Source organism: Sutcliffiella horikoshii (assembly GCF_002157855.1).
GTDB classification, from domain to species: Bacteria; Bacillota; Bacilli; order Bacillales; family Bacillaceae_I; genus Sutcliffiella_A; species Sutcliffiella_A horikoshii_C.
The window spans coordinates 3,510,782-3,529,715 of sequence record NZ_CP020880.1; the positions used below are offsets into that span (position 1 = coordinate 3,510,782).

21 protein-coding genes are annotated in these 18,934 nt (G+C 40.9%); 8 read left to right on the forward strand and 13 right to left on the reverse strand.

Features of this window, described 5'->3' with window-relative positions; genetic code table 11:
* Positions 1-19 precede the first annotated feature (19 nt).
* Both B4U37_RS18070 and B4U37_RS18075 read right to left on the reverse strand, forming a co-directional pair.
* A complete protein-coding gene (locus tag B4U37_RS18070) occupies positions 20-1,180 on the reverse strand; it encodes an aminotransferase (RefSeq protein ID WP_088019352.1) in 1,161 nt (386 codons plus the stop codon).
* The gene (locus tag B4U37_RS18075) at positions 1,177-1,677 is read right to left on the reverse strand and encodes an Lrp/AsnC family transcriptional regulator (RefSeq protein ID WP_010196429.1); all 501 of its coding nucleotides are present in this window, start codon (positions 1,675-1,677) and stop codon (positions 1,177-1,179) included. Before B4U37_RS18075 ends, B4U37_RS18070 begins: the two co-directional genes overlap by 4 nt.
* A 165-nt stretch (positions 1,678-1,842) precedes the next feature.
* On the opposite strand from B4U37_RS18075, the gene B4U37_RS18080 reads away from it, so the two are divergent.
* Positions 1,843-2,682 carry an alpha/beta fold hydrolase gene (locus B4U37_RS18080; protein ID WP_088019353.1) on the forward strand — a complete coding sequence of 280 codons (840 nt, stop codon included), beginning with the start codon at positions 1,843-1,845 and terminating at the stop codon, positions 2,680-2,682.
* Between the two features lie 81 nt (positions 2,683-2,763).
* Here the strand turns inward: B4U37_RS18080 and B4U37_RS18085 are convergent, their stop codons facing one another.
* Positions 2,764-3,027, reverse strand: coding sequence for a DUF1871 family protein (locus B4U37_RS18085; protein WP_244951508.1), 264 nt, complete (start codon positions 3,025-3,027; stop codon positions 2,764-2,766).
* A 104-nt stretch (positions 3,028-3,131) separates the two neighbouring features.
* Here B4U37_RS18085 and B4U37_RS18090 point away from each other — a divergent pair, with 104 nt between their 5' ends.
* Positions 3,132-4,301, forward strand: coding sequence for a MalY/PatB family protein (locus B4U37_RS18090; RefSeq protein ID WP_088019354.1), 1,170 nt, complete (start codon positions 3,132-3,134; stop codon positions 4,299-4,301).
* Between the two features lie 205 nt (positions 4,302-4,506).
* Here B4U37_RS18090 and B4U37_RS18095 read toward each other — a convergent pair whose 3' ends face one another.
* The 4 genes from B4U37_RS18095 to B4U37_RS18110 all read right to left on the reverse strand — a co-directional run bounded on the left by B4U37_RS18095 (position 4,507) and on the right by B4U37_RS18110 (position 7,017).
* Entirely contained in the window at positions 4,507-5,112 is a 606-nt protein-coding gene (locus B4U37_RS18095; protein ID WP_088019355.1) for a histidine phosphatase family protein, read from the reverse strand.
* Positions 5,113-5,273: 161 nt separating this feature from the next.
* A complete protein-coding gene (locus B4U37_RS18100; protein ID WP_088019356.1) occupies positions 5,274-5,849 on the reverse strand; it encodes a superoxide dismutase family protein in 576 nt (191 codons plus the stop codon).
* A gap of 120 nt (positions 5,850-5,969) precedes the next feature.
* Positions 5,970-6,158, reverse strand: coding sequence for a hypothetical protein (locus tag B4U37_RS18105; protein ID WP_425444091.1), 189 nt, complete (start codon positions 6,156-6,158; stop codon positions 5,970-5,972).
* A 100-nt stretch (positions 6,159-6,258) separates the two neighbouring features.
* Positions 6,259-7,017 carry a peptidylprolyl isomerase gene (locus B4U37_RS18110; RefSeq protein ID WP_088019358.1) on the reverse strand — a complete coding sequence of 253 codons (759 nt, stop codon included), beginning with the start codon at positions 7,015-7,017 and terminating at the stop codon, positions 6,259-6,261.
* 87 nt (positions 7,018-7,104) lie between these two features.
* On the opposite strand from B4U37_RS18110, the gene kapB reads away from it, so the two are divergent.
* A complete protein-coding gene (gene kapB / locus B4U37_RS18115) occupies positions 7,105-7,491 on the forward strand; it encodes a kinase-associated lipoprotein KapB (RefSeq protein WP_281252745.1) in 387 nt (128 codons plus the stop codon).
* 41 nt (positions 7,492-7,532) lie between these two features.
* On the opposite strand, the gene kapD is transcribed toward kapB, so the two are convergent.
* Positions 7,533-8,156, reverse strand: coding sequence for a 3'-5' exonuclease KapD (gene kapD, locus B4U37_RS18120; RefSeq protein ID WP_088019360.1), 624 nt, complete (start codon positions 8,154-8,156; stop codon positions 7,533-7,535).
* Between the two features lie 217 nt (positions 8,157-8,373).
* Between kapD and B4U37_RS18125 the strand changes: the two genes are divergently transcribed.
* Entirely contained in the window at positions 8,374-9,561 is a 1,188-nt protein-coding gene (locus B4U37_RS18125) for an MFS transporter (protein WP_281252786.1), read from the forward strand.
* Between the two features lie 77 nt (positions 9,562-9,638).
* Entirely contained in the window at positions 9,639-10,340 is a 702-nt protein-coding gene (locus B4U37_RS18130) for a DNA alkylation repair protein (protein WP_088019362.1), read from the forward strand.
* Between the two features lie 319 nt (positions 10,341-10,659).
* Here the strand turns inward: B4U37_RS18130 and B4U37_RS18135 are convergent, their stop codons facing one another.
* Positions 10,660-11,043: a hotdog fold thioesterase gene (locus tag B4U37_RS18135; protein WP_088019363.1), complete on the reverse strand. Its 384-nt coding sequence runs from the start codon at positions 11,041-11,043 to the stop codon at positions 10,660-10,662.
* 213 nt (positions 11,044-11,256) lie between these two features.
* On the opposite strand from B4U37_RS18135, the gene B4U37_RS18140 reads away from it, so the two are divergent.
* A complete protein-coding gene (locus tag B4U37_RS18140) occupies positions 11,257-11,571 on the forward strand; it encodes an ArsR/SmtB family transcription factor (RefSeq protein WP_088019364.1) in 315 nt (104 codons plus the stop codon).
* A 55-nt stretch (positions 11,572-11,626) separates the two neighbouring features.
* On the opposite strand, the gene B4U37_RS18145 is transcribed toward B4U37_RS18140, so the two are convergent.
* Together B4U37_RS18145 and B4U37_RS18150 are read right to left on the reverse strand one after the other, a co-directional pair.
* Positions 11,627-12,247, reverse strand: coding sequence for an SIMPL domain-containing protein (locus B4U37_RS18145; protein ID WP_157663824.1), 621 nt, complete (start codon positions 12,245-12,247; stop codon positions 11,627-11,629).
* 62 nt (positions 12,248-12,309) lie between these two features.
* Positions 12,310-12,921, reverse strand: a complete 612-nt coding sequence (locus tag B4U37_RS18150; protein ID WP_088019366.1) for a DedA family protein — start codon at positions 12,919-12,921, stop codon at positions 12,310-12,312.
* A gap of 164 nt (positions 12,922-13,085) precedes the next feature.
* On the opposite strand from B4U37_RS18150, the gene B4U37_RS18155 reads away from it, so the two are divergent.
* Both B4U37_RS18155 and B4U37_RS18160 read left to right on the forward strand, forming a co-directional pair.
* Positions 13,086-13,934 carry an SDR family oxidoreductase gene (locus B4U37_RS18155; RefSeq protein WP_088019367.1) on the forward strand — a complete coding sequence of 283 codons (849 nt, stop codon included), beginning with the start codon at positions 13,086-13,088 and terminating at the stop codon, positions 13,932-13,934.
* 76 nt (positions 13,935-14,010) lie between these two features.
* Complete coding sequence (locus B4U37_RS18160; protein WP_088019368.1) at positions 14,011-14,406, forward strand: YuzC family spore coat inner layer protein; 396 nt, start codon at positions 14,011-14,013, stop codon at positions 14,404-14,406.
* 46 nt (positions 14,407-14,452) lie between these two features.
* Here the strand turns inward: B4U37_RS18160 and B4U37_RS18165 are convergent, their stop codons facing one another.
* Together B4U37_RS18165 and B4U37_RS18170 are read right to left on the reverse strand one after the other, a co-directional pair.
* The gene (locus tag B4U37_RS18165) at positions 14,453-17,407 is read right to left on the reverse strand and encodes a carbohydrate binding domain-containing protein (RefSeq protein ID WP_088019369.1); all 2,955 of its coding nucleotides are present in this window, start codon (positions 17,405-17,407) and stop codon (positions 14,453-14,455) included.
* Between the two features lie 66 nt (positions 17,408-17,473).
* Positions 17,474-18,808: a glycoside hydrolase family 30 protein gene (locus B4U37_RS18170; protein ID WP_088019370.1), complete on the reverse strand. Its 1,335-nt coding sequence runs from the start codon at positions 18,806-18,808 to the stop codon at positions 17,474-17,476.
* Between the last annotated feature and the right edge of the window lie 126 nt (positions 18,809-18,934).

Below are 18,934 nucleotides of genomic sequence, written 5' to 3' on the forward strand. Positions count from 1 at the left end.
ATTTGGTCCCTTTTTTATTCTACCGAAATTGTTTTACAAACCGCTCCATCCTTTTTATCGCTTCCTGTAATTGTTCCAATGACGAAGCGTAGGAGCATCTAACATATCCTTCTCCACTTTCTCCGAACACATTTCCGGGTACGACCGCCACCTTTTCCTCTAACAATAATCTTTCTGCGAATTCTTGTGAGCTAAGTCCGGTCTCTTTTACAGAAGGAAAAGCATAAAACGCTCCTCCAGGATTATGACAGTCCAGCCCTATCTCGTTCAGTGAAGCCACAAAATAATTCCGTCTTCTGCGATAGCTTTTTTTCATTGCTTCAATATCTTGACGACCATTCTTTAGCGCTTCAATCGCACCATACTGTGCCATGGTAGAAGCGCACATCATGGCATACTGATGGATTTTGAGCATCGCTTCTATAATGTCCGTCGGGCCGGCTACAAAACCCAAGCGCCACCCCGTCATGGCAAATCCTTTTGAAAAACCAGAAATCAGGATGGTTCTTTCCTTCATTCCAGGAAGAGTCGCAAAGCTTGTAAACTTCTCGTCAAAACTTAGCTCTGCATAAATTTCATCCGACAAAACCAACAAGTCATGTTTTTCTACAAGACGACTCACTTGGATGAGTTCTTCCTTTGAGAGCATGGTACCTGTCGGGTTGTTTGGAAAACACAGAAGTATCGCTTTCGTTCTCTCTGTAATGGCGCTTTCCAATACATCAAAGTCGATGCTGAACCCTCTCTGTGCATCTGCTCCCACTTTAACAGCAGTACCACCAACCAGTTCAATAAGGGGAGCATAGGAAACGAAGCACGGTTCAATCACTATCACTTCATCACCTGGGTCCACAATTGCACGGATGGAGAGATCCAACGCCTGGCTTGCCCCCACTGTGACAATCACGTCGGTTTCCGGTCTATACTCTACTTCAAATTGCTCTACTAAGTAGCGGCTAATTTCTTTTCTTAATTCAAGCAACCCTGCATTTGCTGTATAAGATGTATGACCATTATGTAAAGAAGCAATGCAAGCTTCCCTCACTCCCCATGATGTGACGAAGTCCGGTTCGCCCACCCCTAAGGAAATCACACCTTCCATATTCGCAGCTAAATCAAAGAAACGGCGAATTCCAGAAGGCTGAAGCTGTTGTACATGTTGCGCTACTCTGTTTCTCATGGGGACACCACAATTCGGCGATCATCTTCTCCCTGATCAAAGATGGTTCCATCATGCTTATATTTCTTTAAAATAAAATGGGTGGTCGTAGAGATTACCGAGTCCAGTGTGGAAAGCTTTTCAGATACAAAATTTGCAACCTGAGAGAGAGATTTTCCTTCAATTACGACTGATAAGTCATACGCTCCCGACATTAAATATACAGATTTGACTTCAGGGAACCGATAAATATTTTTAGCTATCTCATCGAAACCTACTTCACGCTTTGGTGTCACCTTCACATCAATCATTGCGGTCACACCTTCAAAATTGTCGACTTTTCGCCAATCAATCACCGCCCCATATTCAACGATGATTCGCTTTTCTTCCAATCTTTGCAGCATATTTTCTGTTTCCACTTCGGTCAGTTCGACCATTTTGGAAAGTACATCTATATTCATTCTTCCGTTTTCTTCAATAATCTGCAGCAAGTCCAGTTCTTTTTCCGTTAATTGCATACGCTCATCCCAACTCCTTCATATAAACATTGACTCATTATAGCAAATATTCCACCTTAATGTATTACGATTATTTTACAGAACACATTCAAAAAAATACACAGGTTTGAAATAGCAAAGAGAGGATAAAATACCTATAACTATTCAAACTCAGGAGGGAAAGAGATGCAAACCAATCAATTTACGACCAGTATTGCAGGAATCAATGTGTTTTATGAATTTCACCATGACTCTAACTCTCCCTTAATTCATAAACCGACACTTGTCCTGATCCATGGGTTTCTTTCTTCCTCGTTCAGTTTTCGTCGCTTGATTCCACTGCTGACAAAAGAATATACCGTACTCGCCATTGACCTGCCGCCATTTGGTAAAAGTGGGAAATCCAAAAATTTTGTTTATTCTTATGAAAATATGGCGAAAGTGGTGATTGCCCTTCTCGAAAAGCTGGGAATAAGCCGAACAGTTTTAATAGGTCATTCAATGGGTGGACAGATTTCCTTAAATATCAGCAAGCAAAAACCCGAACTCGTAGAAAAAGTCGTCCTTTTGTGCAGTTCAGGTTATTTAAAAAGGATGAGCCGTTCCATCATTTACTCATCGCGGATTCCATATTTCTATGTTTGGTTGAAATATTGGCTGGCAAGACAAGGCCCTATCCAGAATTTATTGAACGTGGTATATGATCACTCATTAATTGATGATGAGATGATTGCAGGATACACGGAGCCTTTTTATGATGATCAAATATTCGTTGCCTTGACTAGGATGATCCGAGATCGTGAAGGTGATCTCGCTGCAGAGATTTTAAGGAAGATTGAAACACCGAGTCTTTTGATATGGGGGGAAGAAGATAAAGTTGTTCCTCTAGAGGTCGGAAAGAGACTCCATAGAGATTTGCCAAATTCCAGGTTGATTACCTATAAAAAAACGGGACATCTTCTACCTGAGGAAAAGCCGCAAGATGTGCATGATAACATTCTGGACTTTCTGCAAACTTCACCATAAAAAAAGGAGAAAAGCTCTCAATGGCTTTTCTCCTTTTTATGACGAAGCTACCTTTCAAGACAATTATGATTCCATGGCGTATTATAGAGAACAAGAATCTTCTTCATTTTTTATTACCATTAGTTCTTTTGCTTTGTCCATGCAATTGGATAAAGGAATAAACTGTTCAAAAGAGAATTCATAAATAGCTTGAATTTTCTTTGCTAATTTCTCTATATCATCAAGTTCATGTACAGCTTGAACTACATCCACACATTCCGTATCATAGGCATCAACACCATACCCAAGTGGATCCCATTGCAATAAGTTTTCCATTAACCTAACATTTACACTGGCTTTTATCACGATACTTTCACCTTACTTTCAAGAACATTTACTGCATATTATACCTTGTTTTCACCAAATTGTTTAGCAGACTTGATTCAAACGATTGGAGGCGGCGAACACTTATGAAATCCTATGACTTCAATGAAATTATTAATAGAAAAAATACTTCCAGCGTTAAATGGGATGAAACTGCCCGTGTTTTCGGAAGCAGTGATGTATTGCCGATGTGGGTGGCAGATATGGATTTCAAGGCACCCCAGGAAGTAACCAAAGCAATTATAGAGAAGGCAGAGCATGGAATCTACGGCTACACGGCCATTTCCACCTCCGTCCATGATGCCGTTACAAGCTGGTTTCAAAAACAACACGGCTGGGAGCTAAAACAAGAGTGGCTCACTTATATTTCAGGTGTGGTTCCAGCACTGAGCGCAACCATCCAAACCTTTTCAAATCCAGGTGACAAGATCATTGTTTTTTCCCCTGTCTATTACCCTTTTTATGACATGGTTACATATAATGATCGTAAACTGATTACTAGTCCGATGGAATATAGAAATGGCCGTTATTATATGGATCTTCAGGATTTTGAGGCGAAACTAGATGGCGATGTGAAACTCCTTTTATTATGTAACCCGCATAACCCAGGTGGAACAGTATGGACTCGGGAGGAATTAGAGCAACTTGGTAAAATCTGTGTAAAGCACAATATAATCATAGTCTCTGATGACATACATGCTGATCTTGTATTCAACAATTACACGTATTATCCTCTTGCATCAATTTCTGAGGACATTGCCATGCAGACCGTTACTTGTATTGCTCCGACCAAGACCTTTAACATGGCCGGATTACAGGCTGCCGCAATGATCACTTCCAACCAAGCTCTCCGTGAGAAACTGGAGTTTTTCTTGAAAAAGCAGGGCCATTTTTTATTGAACATGCTGGGTGTTTCAGCAATGGAAGCTGCATACAAGCATGGGGAGCAGTGGCTTGACGAAGTGTTGAGTTATATAGAAGACAACATGGATTACGCAGTGGAATATATTCAGAAAGAGATTCCTGGTGTTGAGGCAAGCAAGCCGGAAGGTACTTACCTGCTCTGGATTGATTGCAGGAAGTTGGGATTAGGAGAAGAAGAATTAAAGCGGCTCCTCCTTCATAAAGGAAAGCTAGCCCTTGAGTCCGGTAGCAAGTTCGGAAAAGAAGGAACCGGCTTCGTTCGGATGAATGTCGCCTGCACAAAAGCCACCCTACAAGAAGGCCTCCAAAGGTTAAAAACCGCTCTAAGGTAAGAGGATATAAAGATGAAGAATACCTAGCTGATGATTGGAGCAAAAGGCGAAGACTTCAGCGGGGAAGTAGCGACATTTGATGAGACCTCGCAACGAAGTGATGAGGCTCAAGGTCGCCCCGCGGAAAGCGAAGCCGTTTGCGGAAATTATCAGCGGTTTCACAGAAAAAATAAGGGTTATGCAGCACTCAGCTTGCATAACCCGATTACATATTGTATAAGTGCTCTGAACAATTCAACGAAACAACAGACAATCCCTCATCATTTTTCCTTATAATATGCATCCCTGTATCTCCTGTCGGAAACCTAATGTTTGTATGAACAGGTAATTGCAATAATGCTTTTAATAAATTGGATATGGTCCCCCCATGCGAAACAATAGCAATCCGCACAACAGCTGAACTTTCTGCTAAGATTTTGGATAAAGCCGTTTCAACTCTCATGCGAAATTCAATTTCAGATTCCCCGTTTTGAATTCTTTCATGAGGTTTTCTTCCACCCGGCGGCAATGGATACTTTGTTGCTGCCACTTCTCTAGGCAAGCCTGCCAAAACGCCATTGTTATATTCCATCAGACTTGGTTCCTTAATTAGCATGCAGCCCACTTCGTCGGCCAATATGGATGCCGTTTCTTGGGCTCTTTTTAATGTACTTGTCCATATGATATCTGGAGGACAATGCTCGTTTAAACGGCAAGCCAACCTTTTTGCCTGCATCCTGCCAAGTTCCGTTAAGGGATAGTCGGCTCTCCCTTCATGAACTTGGAGAATATCTGCTTCTGATTGTCCATGCCTTATTAATAGTATCTCCAAAGATGCAACCCCCTTTATCTATAAATTTAAAATTATCTCAAAACTATGAACTATGTCAATAAGATTACGAATATTTCTTTAACAATACAACGTAAACTTTCAAAGTTAATATGTAAATCATAAAAAAAGACACGCCTTGGTTAGGGTGTCTTTGAGTGAAGTTATTCTTTCTCAGCTTCGTCCACTGGTTCTTCTACCGCTTCATTTTTTTCAGCAACTTCTTTGGTGATGACACCGCATGCTATTCTCTCTCCAGAGTCACCTGCAGGCTGAGTCATGCCGTCATCAATGTTTTCTGTGATAATAATAGCTGTTCCATCCTTGCCAAACAAAGAGGTCTTTCCTTCTTCTAATGTCGCTTGAGGTGCCATTAATTCTGCGATGACCGTTCCGTCATCTTCCACGATGATATTTGGCAAGTCTCCTACATGTGCTCCTTCAGGATGCATTAAGCCATGCTGTTTGTCATCAGGGTTGAAGTGATTGCCTGCCGTTTTAAAATCTGGTGCATCGCATAAACCTGTTTCATGAATATGTACCGCATGCTCTCCGGGAGGAAGCCCCTCGAGATTCAATTCAATCTTCACACCATTTGGATCTTCCGAAACTTTTGCCACTCCAAGAGAGTCACCAGTACCATTAAATATCTCTACATCAAGTGCCGTAATCTTGCTCTCCATACAACCTGTTAGGATAAAGCATATTAGAAAAGTCAGGGGAAATATTTTAGCTCGCATAAACTAGTTGACCTCCAATTTGTCGTTTTCAAGAGTTTCCCCGAAATCGATTGGGAATATGTTTTTCTATAACAAAAAAGGCTCACTCACCAATTTTGGTGAATGAACCTCTACACTTTTTCAATCTTTAATAACTTTTTCCCTTCGTAACTGTTCCTCTAATGCCTCCGCCTTTTGGCTTTCTCTTTTGGATACTTTAATTATATATCGGAAAACGAATATGGCAGCAATAAAGAAAACAACAAAGGTTATCCCTGCAGGAATATATTCTGTTTTATCTTCTGGAAAATATAAGAATAGTTGTAACATAAAGAAATTAAACATCGTTACCACACGACCTTTCGCAGGTTATGAACCTATTCATTATATCAAAAGTTTCGGCAAGGAACCAACCTTGAGACACACTTCCTTATTTTACTACGGTCATCTTCTCAATCACGACATCTTCCACTGGTTTCTCATTTTCAGTTTCCACTGTAGCAATGGCGTCGAGCACTTTCATGCCTTCCACTACTTGTCCGAATACGGTATGTCTAAAGTCCAGTCCAGGTGTTCCGCCATTCTCTTCATATAATTCAATAACTTCTTCAGGATATCCCGCTTTAATCATGGATTCCATTGTTGCCTCATCTACCTCTTTCGCATGAACAATGAAAAATTGACTTCCGTTTGTATTCGCACCAGAGTTTGCCATGGAAAGAGCACCTCTGAAGTGCAGCATTTCTCGACTGAACTCGTCTTCAAACGGTTCACCCCAGATGCTCTCTCCCCCCATACCTGTACCTTCAGGATCTCCGCCTTGGATCATGAAATCTTCAATGACACGGTGAAAAGTCAATCCATCATAATAGCCGTCTTCTGCATGTGTAACAAAGTTCTCTACCGCTTTTGGAGCTGCATCAGGGTAAAGGTTTACCACCATTTTACCTTTTGTTGTTTCTATTTCTACAGTACGGATTGTCTCGCTGGAATTTGTGAACTGTTGGAACTCACCAACTTCCACTTCTTCGCCGGCTCCTTCATCTTCTGTTTCTTGTCCTGCATTTTCTTCAGACTGTTGTTCGTTTGTTGAATTATTGCTAGTTGCATTTTCATCATTTGTACTTGACCCACAACCTGTTACAATAAGAATTAGAGCAAGCAACATTATCATTGTCCATTTTTTCACGTGTTTCACACCCCATATTTTATTTACTTAACAAGATATTACTAAATATAACAAAAAAAATCATCATTTGAATACGAAAGGGGACTTATGATGGAGAAAATAGAGGTTGGCAGCATCGTAACCGGGATTTATAAAACAGGAAAATATATTGGGGAAGTAACAGATATTCGCCCTATGCACTATTTAGTTAAAGTAAAAGCAGTATTAAAACATCCACAACAAGGAGATCTACACGCACCTAAAGAAGCAGACGTTCCACTCTTTCATGAGCGTCGGGCACTGGCCTTCCATGAACAGACCAACATACCCAAAAACATGGTAAAGCCCTATGAAGGGGAAGTCCTTGATTACAAAGAATCTTTGAAAATAGCTCTCCATGCAGCCACTCAAGCACTCGAAAATGACGAGAGCCTTTGGGCGAAAAGAAGCATTGAAAACTTTTCCATCCTAATAAAAGATTATAAAATAACTTAACAAATTTAAAGCCAAATCACCTATATAAGGGATTTGGCTTTTTATAAAGCAAATTTGTTTATTATCTTGGAAAGGTCGATCCGGTCTCCAATCGTAGTAGGCTCCGGTTTTGCAAGATAACTTTTATCTTTTTCAACGAGTCGAAAGATATTAAATGTCGTCAGTGCATCATCAAGGGCCCGATGGTGTTTACCCGTTCCTTCTTTTCCATATTCTTGCACTGCCTTCCATAATCCTGTTTGATTTTGGTCACCAAAAAACTTTTTGTATTCCATGGATAGATCTACATGCTTGCACGTCAATGGAAATGGTACTCCGTGATACTCGCAGTTGTTTCTTAGTACCTTCATGTCCATATTCCCCCATGTTACGACCGTTCCCCTCTCTTGAACGTTATATGTGTTCAGAACATCAATCAGTTCTACAAAACTTGCTCCGTTCTGGACGTCCCTTTGAGAAATATTCAAGAAGGATTTGCATCTGTTTGTTAAGGTTGGAAAGGCGGATGGACGAATATAATTCGAGTATTGCTGGATGATCTTATCTTTTTCCACTGCAACAATTCCAGCTTCAATGATTTCGGGGAAGAATTTTTTTGGATAATTTCTATTTTCCGGCATGGTAAATTCAAAATCGATAAAAAGGTGTATCGGTGTACCTTTCATGATTCCCCTCCTCTTTAATTTTCAGAATTTTATTACTATATTATATCATGATGAATAACATTTTTAGCACGTAATTCACTCATTTTTCCAAAAATAAAGCTTGTTTTGTTGATTTTTCCTGTGAATGCGTTATTATTTAGTTATACGAAATATTTAAAAACCGAAATTTCAGAAGAAGGTGACGATCATTTCCATATCAGGACGAAACTTGTTCATCATGTGGATTGCGAACTTTTTCGTTGCTGCTAGTGCTACTATGATTCTCCCTTTCTTATCCTTATTCATTGAGACGTTCGGGAATTACTCTGATTCCTATGTACAGCGCTGGTCAGGGTTTATTTTTGGCATTACCTTTCTCACCGCGTTTTTCGTTTCACCGATTTGGGGGCGAATTGGGGATAAATATGGCTTTAAGCCGATCTTGTTATTAACAGGTACAGGTATTGCCACAAGTATCCTGTTGATGAGTGTAGTCGATTCCGTACATGGACTTTTCATTCTTCGGATGTTCATGGGATTGGCAACTGGATTCATTCCGACTTCTATGGCTTTAATCTCCTCTCAAGCACCAAAAGAGATTGCAGGGAAAACACTTGGAACCTTGCAGACGGGTACGGTTTCCGGAGGACTCCTCGGTCCATTGATTGGCGGTATGCTTGCGGATTCCTTCGGCTTTGCTTACACGTTTTTCCTTACATCCGCTCTAATCTATTTGGCTGTAATTCTAGTGGCATTTGGCATTAAAGAAAAGAAGAAAAGTTCTGCAAATCAAAAAGAAAAGAAATATTCTCGTAAAGAAGTACTGCAATACATCATACAAAAACCGCTCCTGCTTAAGATTATGTTCTTATCCATGTTCATCCAGGCGGCTAATTTCAGCATCCAGCCCTTACTCGCACTTTATGTGAATGAGTTGACAGGTGGTACCGCAACAAATATCGCCTTGCTTGCAGGGTTCGCATTCTCTGCTACAGGCTTTGGCAATTTGTTAGCGTCAAGGAACTGGGGAAAACTTGGGGATAACATCGGTCATGACAAAGTCATTGTCATCCTTATGCTCGCAAGCTCGATCCTCTTTATTCCTCAAGCACTTGCCACGTCGCTTTGGCAGCTTGTCTTGTTCCGCTTTTTATTTGGAATGGTAGTTGGCGGTTTGATTCCATGTATGACCGCTTATATTCGTAATGTAGCCCCTTTATCCATGCAGGGAGAAGTGCTTGGCTACAACGTCAGTTTCCGTTTCTTAGGGAATGTGATTGGACCGGTAATGGGTGGCATGATCGCCGGTTTTTACGAGATATCTACCGTATTTTATATCACCAGTTTTATCTTTTTATGCTCAGGAGTGATGTTACTCTATAGCATTCTTCATTCGGAAAGTGGGAAGAAAACGGCAGAATCATAATAAGGCTTTGTTTCATTGCCTCCCAATTTCCTGTATTCTACAAGTAGAAGGTAGTCAGGATATGGGAGGTTTTTTTTATGGAAGCCGTTACTTTGGAAAAATACCAAAATGAGCTAATTGATTTGTTTCGGTCAAACGGAAATGTATCGAACAAAAAGCCGATGGAAGATTATATGCGCAACCACTTTTCATTTTTAGGTATAAAATCACCTGAGCGAAAAGAGTTACTAAAAAGATTTTTTGTAGAACACGGAAAACCAGAACGGGAATGGATTAAGCCGCTTGCTACCTTTTTATATGCGCAGCCTGAACGGGAATTCCATTATGCAGCCCTTGCGATGATTGATGTTCATATTAAAAAGCTTGATGCAGAATGGCTCTCTTTTTTGGAAAAATTGATTACTACAAATTCATGGTGGGATACCGTGGATCATATTGCCCCACACCATGCAGGAGCCATTCTGTTGAGGGAGAAGGCAAGTATTAACGAGTATCCAGATAGGTGGATCAAGTCGGATAATTTCTGGCTGCAAAGATCCGCCATTCTATTTCAATTGAAGTATAAGGAAAAGACAGATGCGGAGAAGTTGTTTTCTTATATAGAGGCTGTTAGTGGCTCTAAGGAGTTTTTCGTTCAGAAGTCTATCGGCTGGGCGTTGAGGGAATATTCCAAGACCGCTCCGGATGAGGTATGGACGTTTATTAAGTCCACAGATTTGGCACCCCTTAGCCGGCGTGAGGGCTTGAAACATATGGAGAGGAAGAAGTCGAAAAGCTGAGCAAGAATACATTTTTTCTGACATTTACTTTCCTCCGTTAAGTTTAGATGCCTCTTATGGAATTTGGGGCTATCTGTGTAACCAAAGTGATTTTTGATTACCTCCAGTGTGAAAACTTATCGTGATGGGGTAACCAAAGTGTGCCTTTGATTACCCCTAGTATTATAATTTACCCTGGTGGGGTAACCATAGGGTGCCTTTGATTACCCCTGGTATTAAAAATTTCCCTGGTGGGGGAACCATAGCTTGCCTTTGATTACCCCTAGTGTGAAAATTTCACGTGATAAGGTAACCAAAGTGTGCTTAAAAATTCCTTGGCTTACCTTTTCTTCAAAATGGCCATTGTACAACGGGAAATGCAAATTAACGCGTCACTCTCATCTACAATCTTAATATCCCACACCATCGTGGATTTCCCTCTGTGCAACGGAGTACCTATTGCCGTAACCACCCCATCCTTTTTCCCTTTCAGGTGGTTGGCGTTGATCTCCAGCCCTACACAGATTTCTGTTTCCTGATCGATCAAATTAAAAGTCCCGATGCTTGCAATCGTTTCAGCCAAGGCCACGGAAGCTCCGCCATGCAACAACCCAAATGGTTGATGTGTACGACTGTCTACCGGCATAGTTGCCACTGCTCTTTCTTCCGACAGTTCCACAATCTCGATTCCTAGTAAGTCAATTAGTGTGTTTTCTAGTTCCACTCCTGGTTCCTCCTTTTGTTACTGCTTATCTCTTAATAATACTACTGCAAAAAGAAAATACACAGAGAATAATACAAAAATAGGAATAAGTGCAGACCAATCTAGCATGAATCTCCCCTCCTTTTATGAACCCTTTACTGCAGTTTTGTTGAGTCCTAGCTATCTATCGCATATAATGAATGTAAAATTTGAGAGTACTAGAGGTGAAATTAGTTGAAAAAAGAAATCCCTCTACAAGACGTGTCCCTAGAAAAAATGTTTGAAAAATATGAAGCAAAATACAAAGCGGTAGCAGACAAAAAGCGACTGCACATTATGAACATTTTATGTCGCCATGGAGCTATGTGTGTATGCGATATGGTTCCGCTGATCGGGATGCCCCAATCTAAACTTTCCTATCATTTAAAGATTTTGTTGGATGCGGAAATCATTATCAAAGAAGCACGAGGAACTTGGAGTTATTACTCATTGAACCAAAATGAAGTAGACAACCTACTATCCGAGGAATTATGTTGCATTTTCCGCTAATGTGTTAAAAACAGACCGCCATCTTCCAACCCGGAAGACGAAACGGTCTGTTTTTTTAGTATATATACTCTAGATTAACGGACGCACTAATGGTGATTTCTTGTGGTTCAATAGGTGTGCTCGCTTTTTCCTGAACCGCAAAAGAGGCATAACGCGGGCCTGCAAAGACCGACTGTGTGACTTCTTCCACCTTGATTGGTACCGGAGAAAGGCAAACTTGTAGAGTTACAGCCATTGCATGTGCCTTTTTCGCCCCATCCACAACAGCTAGCTGCAGGACATGACGATATATTTCGTTATAATTAGAGACTTCAAAGGATACACTCTCCGAAATATTCGCTCCATTTTCAAAAGCGACATCCAGGACGGTACCTGTTTTTGTTATATCTTTGACTTTAATTCGGAAAATATGGCGTACTTCATAAGTAGAAAGGACAGACTTACCTGACGAATCAGTTTCATATCGCGGAAAAGAAGTATAAGAGGAAGTTTCAATGTCTTCTTGAGGAATGCCTGCTGCTATTAAGGCTTGAATCATAGAGTTTGCTATCAATCTATTTTCTTCTTGGGCACGTTGTACATTCGGATTGGTGGTTAGCACTCCCAATTGAAGATACGCAATATCCGGTTGCACTTCCTTTTTCGCGTTTCCCTGAACAAGCATCGTTCGTTGCAAAATAACCACCCTCCCCCTCCTCATTTATTTCTATTCTATGAGGGGACTTGCACATATATACATCAACGATATTTCTGGAAAATGAAAGTGGGATCGCTTTGCTTTTTATACAAGTCATAGGCAAAATACAGGGAGATAAAAACAGACGCGGCAGCCATCAGCTCCAATTTATATATAACGAAAAGTTGAGCATGATCCCACACTATCCTTCCCATAAAAAAGAATGTCGTCACCCAAACAATTGCCGAGGTATAGGCTGCTATGGCAAACTGATAGTATGGTAGTTTCATAAATCCCGCCAAAAAAGGAACGACATTTCTCACTCCAGGCAGGAAATAGGAAATGCATAATGCAAAGACATGATATTTATTCAAAAGTTCTTCACCCTTTGCAAAGGAAGCTTCAATTCTATCGTGTTTCTCAAGCTTTGAATATACCCCTTTCCCCAAAAACCGTCCTAGAAAGTAACAAGTAGTAAGACTCGCTATCACGCCTAAGTAAATAGTAAATAATGCAGGTGATGTCTCAAGGATTCCCTTTTGCGCGACAATCCCAACAGAGCTCACAAACACTTCATTAGGTACCGGGATACCGAACATACCTAACCATAGCCATAAAAATAATCCTATATATCCATAGTCCTTAATAATTTCTAAGATAAAGGTCAGATCCATGTGATCCCTTCTCTCTGCACGAAGCAAAAATTTGTTATTGCTTCCATATGCCAAACAAACACGATCATTACCTTCTCGCTGTATAGTATTTATTCCTTTTATACTTATTAAGTAAACTATCAAACTCTTTACCAATTAATGCTAGCGAAGTGGAGGCCATTTCCATGAAAAATAAGACTGTCATCATTACAGGTGCTTCTGGAGGTTTCGGAAGAACCTTTACCAAAACTTTTCTAAATAGGGGATATCATGTTGTTGCCACGATCAGGGATGAAGCAAAAAAGTCCGTGCTATTAGAAGGATTGACTCCCAAGGAAGCGGAAGATATGAGTTTTGCTTTATTGGATGTGGCAGATGAAGAATCCGTGAATAATTTCGGTCGCTTTGTTCAGGGTCTAGAATGTGTGGATGTGCTCATCAATAACGCTGGATTTGCTGTGGCTGGTTTTGCTGAAGAGTTAAGCATGAAGGAGTATCAGTTCCAATTGGAAACCAACCTTTTGGGAGTAATGAGGGTAACGAATCATGTGCTTCCGAAAATGCGAAAGCAAGGCAAGGGCAGAATTATCAATATTAGCTCCATCAGCGGGTTAATCGGTTTCCCCGGCCTTTCCCCTTATGTTTCCTCTAAATATGCCTTAGAAGGGTACAGTGAGAGTCTCAGGCTGGAGTTAAAGGAATTTGGTGTGGATGTGGTCCTTGTTGAACCTGGCTCCTTTCAAACAAATATATGGTCATCCGGCACCCATATGTCCTCCAAAGCTGGAAGCTCCCATTCCCCATACTTTGAGTTGTTTACTGGGATGAATAAAAGGCTTCAAAAAGATCGGGAGACATATGGCGACCCTGTTGAAGTTGCTAAACTGGTGTTGAAGGTAGCTGACAAGAAGAAAACTCCCACCCTCCGCTATACTGTTGGAAAGGGTGTAAGGCTCTCTTTACTTGCCAAGCGGCTTTTGCCTTGGAGAGTATGGGAAAAGATTGTGTTAAGCCAAATCAGGAATAAAGACTAAATAGCAAGGTGACAACTCTCCAATCCCATTTAAATTACATATAGTACTGTACTGATGAAATAATGGAGGGTTTGTCATGCATTACTATCTACGCCCTTTCCACCGGCCTGTCTATTATCCGCGAAATGTTTATTTTCCAGTATATGCGCATTCACTGCCAAGAACATATTTCCGAGTTTACCCTGAAGTGGATCCAACCGTTTTTACTGAATCTGCAGAATCCATGCAGCAATTGATGAAAGAGGCCAGCATCATTTTACAAAAACTTTCTGATTCTAAAGAGTTCGCTTCTGAAGTAATGAAGGCTGCACAGCAAGGAAATAAAGAAAAGGTTTCCCAGCTTTTACTGTCTACAGGGGTGCATTCTGGAGTCAAGGTGGATTTTAATCCCGATGGAATTAATTTAAATATGACGTCGGAAATAGAAGGAAAAGATTGCTGCCATCTAACCATCAGTTTGAGATGGGGATGACAAAAAGGATTACAGGGTGGCCTGTAATCCTTTTTGTTGTTATTGATTATTCAGTTGCGGCATCTGTACCTTCAAGCTGCTCTAGGAATGCTCTAGCGCCTTTTGCTTCAAGCGTTACTTCCCTAAAGTCGATGTGATGTTTTTTCTTAGAAACACCTTCCATGTTACCTAACAAGAACTTAAGGCCAAGTTGCGCATCTTCTGGCTGTTCCCACTCGAATTGATAGTTTTGTGGTTTTGGACCGATCTTCACTATATTCTCAAAAAACCTGTGATAGTATGGTGATCCATTATCCACTACCAGCTCAATATTTCTAGGATGATTTGATCTAGTTTCTACTTGGAGTTCATATGTTCTGCCACCTGAAAGCTCAAGATTCTCTTGGAAAAACATGATATCCCAAGGGTTTGCACCAAGGTTATCTATAGTAACAGTGGCATGTTCATCCTTCGCTTTCACGCTCGCTTTGGATGAATTGTCATCATGATCTCCTTGCACATGCAGATTCCAGTTTTCAATACTATTTGTAAGATCTCCATTTTTAAGGGGGAACAACTTCTCTCTTTCCCCAGCAACTTCCACTTTTACATTATCGATGACTACCTGGTGCTCTTCATCTGGAATTTCGTTACCTGCTACGTTTCCGAGCAGATATTTTAGACCAAGCTGCTTATCCTCATTAAGCTCTACCTCAAAAGTGTGGGTAGTTGGCTCTGGCGTAAGAGAAATCACCTCTGACAAAGAGCGGCTATACGAACTGTCCTCTAATACCACTTCCACATTTCGTTCCAAGCTGGAAGAAGCATCAAAGGAAACAAGATACGTGTTTCCACCCTTCATCTGCAGGCCTTCTTGCATGAAAATGACATCCCATGGATTCCATCCTACATTTTTAATCGTTGTTACCGCTTTTCCATCTTCCACCTCAAAGCTAGCATCAGAAGGTCCATCATAAACTCCTTGGACATGGTTATTCCAATGTACAAGGCCAAAATTGAACTTCCCGTTTTTTAGTGGGAAAATATCTTCAAAAGTTAATGCATCTTGACGCAGTTTCTTCGCAAACATAGATACATTATCCAATGTTATGGATCCTGCATTTCCACCTAATAGAAATACTAGTTTGGCTTCTGAGTCATCTGCATTTTCCGGTTGAAACGTAAACGTTTTGTTCTCTCCCGTTGTAGAAAGGGCAATCGTCTCCCAGCCGGAATAATTAACACTGCCATCTTTACTTACAACAGCAACCTGAATGTCTTTCTCTTCAACAGCACTAGCATCAAAGGAAAGGGTATACTCATTGTTACTCTTTATGGAAATACCTTTTTGAACAAGTTGAACGGAATCTGTTGCTCCATTTTCTTGTACTTCCACCTTCAATGCTCTTGTATCTTCTTCAACAAAAGCTTGTGCATTTGCTCCGTCTGTTATAAAATCCCAATATGTCATCCGATCCATTCGACCCTGGTCAAAGGTCCCATTATAAATATGGTTACCATTACGTAGCGGTGGCTTCGCTGCGTCTTCGTTGTATGGATCGATGGCATCTATTTCTTCCACTTTCACATTTCCAATCCAAACAGAACTATTATTCAATCCCATATTAAATTCCAAACGGGCTTTGGCATCTGACTCCGCTTGCATTTGGTACGTATATTCATAGCTTTGTAGTTCAGGAGTTAAGGCTACCTCATAATTTGGTGAATAGAGGGACCAGCCACGTTCTGCTCCACCGCTTACTTTTAAATTCATATTCCTGTCAGAAGCAGCTTTCGCATCAAAGCTAATTTTGTACGTTCTACCTACTCCTGCTGGTATATTTTGGATCAACTGAATGGAATGCGGCTGTGAACCGGCTTGACTTATATCAACCTTTGCCAACCCCTCTTCCGCTGAAGCGCTTCCATTTCCTCCAAAATCATATAAATGAACAAAGTTCCATCCTTCTTCATCGAAAGCTTCTGTTCCGTCCTTGATTTCGGTAAATCCATTTTCAAAAGTAGTATCATAGATATAGTTACCATTCACAGGTTCTTTTGTTCCTTCCGGTAACTCCTCTTTTTCAAAAACAGGCTCTACAGGTTCACGGTACTGATCTTCGGGCAGTTCATACACTTTTACATAATCCACTTCCATCTGTCCCGGAAACTCGGTGGAATCATCTGGACCTCCACCATACCAGCCTCCAATAGCCAGGTTAAGAATTAAATAAAACTCCTGGTCAAAAGGTGCAGGATAGGCGTATTTTGTGCCATTTTCTGTATTAAAGCTTGTCCAGTTATTCAGCGTTTGAAAAAGTTCTCCATTTACATACCATCTAATTTCTCCAGGTTCCCACTCTACGGAGTAGACATTGTAATCTGTGATGTCCGAACCTTCACCAAAATGATAATCATCTGCGGTATACGTATTGTTTGGCCACTGGCTGCCATAATGAATGGCTCCGCCTACTTTATTCAAGTCGCCTCCAGCTGCCTCCATAATGTCAATCTCACCAGATGCAGCCCAGCCGCCGTACTTGTCTTCTTCTGGCATCATCCAGAAAGCAGGCCAATATCCTTGTCCGGCTGGTAGTTTGATTTTCGCTTCAAACTTTCCATACTTTTGATTGAATTTCCCCTTTGTATGAATTTTTCCGGAAGTGTAGTTGTATGTTCCATGCTCATCCGAAGCCGCTTCTTTTTTCCCAGTAAGGACAAGCTTTCCATCCTCAATTGTCACATTATCTTCCTTATAATACTGAAGCTCTTCATTTCCCCAGCCAGGAACATAGCTGCCATCTGGCTGAACAAAGCCATTTCCAGTATCATAGGACCATTTGGAAGAATCCAAATCGGTACCTTCAAAATTATCTTCCCAAACTAACTGCCAATCTTTTTCTCCATCTGCCATTGTTTGATCTCCCTCTCCTTTCCCTACAGCATCATTGGAATAGACGTGAGAGTACCCCGTTGTCAGTAAGCATGCTGCCAACATGACCGTGAATCCTTTTTTTAACACATTTCTTCCTCCTCATCCTTTTGTTATTTTCTTCCTTAGAGTTAGCCCATCACCTCCTCAAAGTAATTAATTGAATACAACGGTCGTAATAGATCTTGCAGGAATAGCTAAGTCCATTCCTTCCCCTTCAAGCTCTATCGACGTTTCTTTATTTGCTTCTGTTTCATTTAAAAGAACAACTGCAATACTCTCATCTTCATTTCTGAAAGCGACAAGTGAAACATCTGCAAGCTCTGTTTCATGAGCGATTCTCTTCGCACCCGGTTTGATGAACTTACTAAAGTGTCCAATATAATAGTAAGAACTGTTAAAATGGACCTCGTCTTTTTCTGTATCCGCTATGATTGGCGCGTCGCAATAGTTACCTACATGGTTTGGTCCGCCTTGTATATCAAGCACAAGGTTCCAATCAATGAACCCTTCCAGCCAGTTGTTCATATCCCCGATGATGTTTCTTGCATAGCGTTCTCCCGTATGCCATGCACCAAGCTTTACTCCACCTTCAATGCAGCCTTCTGTGAACAATAAATGCTTGTCTGGAAAGGCCTCATGGACTTTGGAGAGATTCTCAAACTCCTCTGAAACATACCAGTGGTTTCCTGTTCCCCATACATATTTAGCTGCTTCCGGATCAGATAACACGATTGTCGCCCTCTCCACGATCACATCACGGTTGTGATCCCAAATGATGATTTTTTTATCGCCAAGACCGTTCTTTTCCATGATTGGACCTAAGAAATTTTTTACAAAATCTCGTTCTTCCTCTGCTGTATAAATGCAAGAATCCCACACCTGTGTCGCTTCCGGTTCGTTTTGTACCGAAATCCCCCAGATCGGAATTCCTTCTGCTTCCATTGCCTTGATATACTTCACATAATAATTGGCCCATGCTTCTCTGTACTTTTCTATTAGTTTGCCACCATGATTCATCTCACCGTTTGTTTTCATCCATGCAGGCGGACTCCAAGGTGATGCAAGAATTGTCAATGTTTCATTCGCTTCTGACTCTGCTGCTTTGATAAATGGAAGAACATATTTTTGCTCTCGTTCGATGTTGAAGGAGTCCAAGTTCACATCCCCATCTTCCACGTATGTATAGTTACCCAGCGCAAAATCACTGCTGTGGATTGCTGTGCGGCCAAGGTTATACCCAAGACCTGTTTTTTTATTAAAATAGGCGCTAATGATGGCATCTTTGTTTGCTTCTGACAGCTGTGACCAGTTAAAAGCAGCCGCTTCTGTAAAAGCTCCGCCAAAACCAAGCCATTCTTGATGTTGTTTTTCTGGAAAAAGCTTTAAAGAGACAACTTTGTCACTTTTACGTTTCCATTCGATGTTGTTTACTCGTTCCCACGGTCTTCCTGTCTCTTTCTTCGTTTGAAATACTGTTATATTTCGCATAAAATGACCTCCATTTTTTGAGTTCGTGCCGAAACGGTGCAAGTTGATGCCTAAATCGCATGAGTTCGTGCCGAAACGGGGCAAGTTGATGCCTAAATCGCATGAGTTCTGGATGTAGTATAAAAA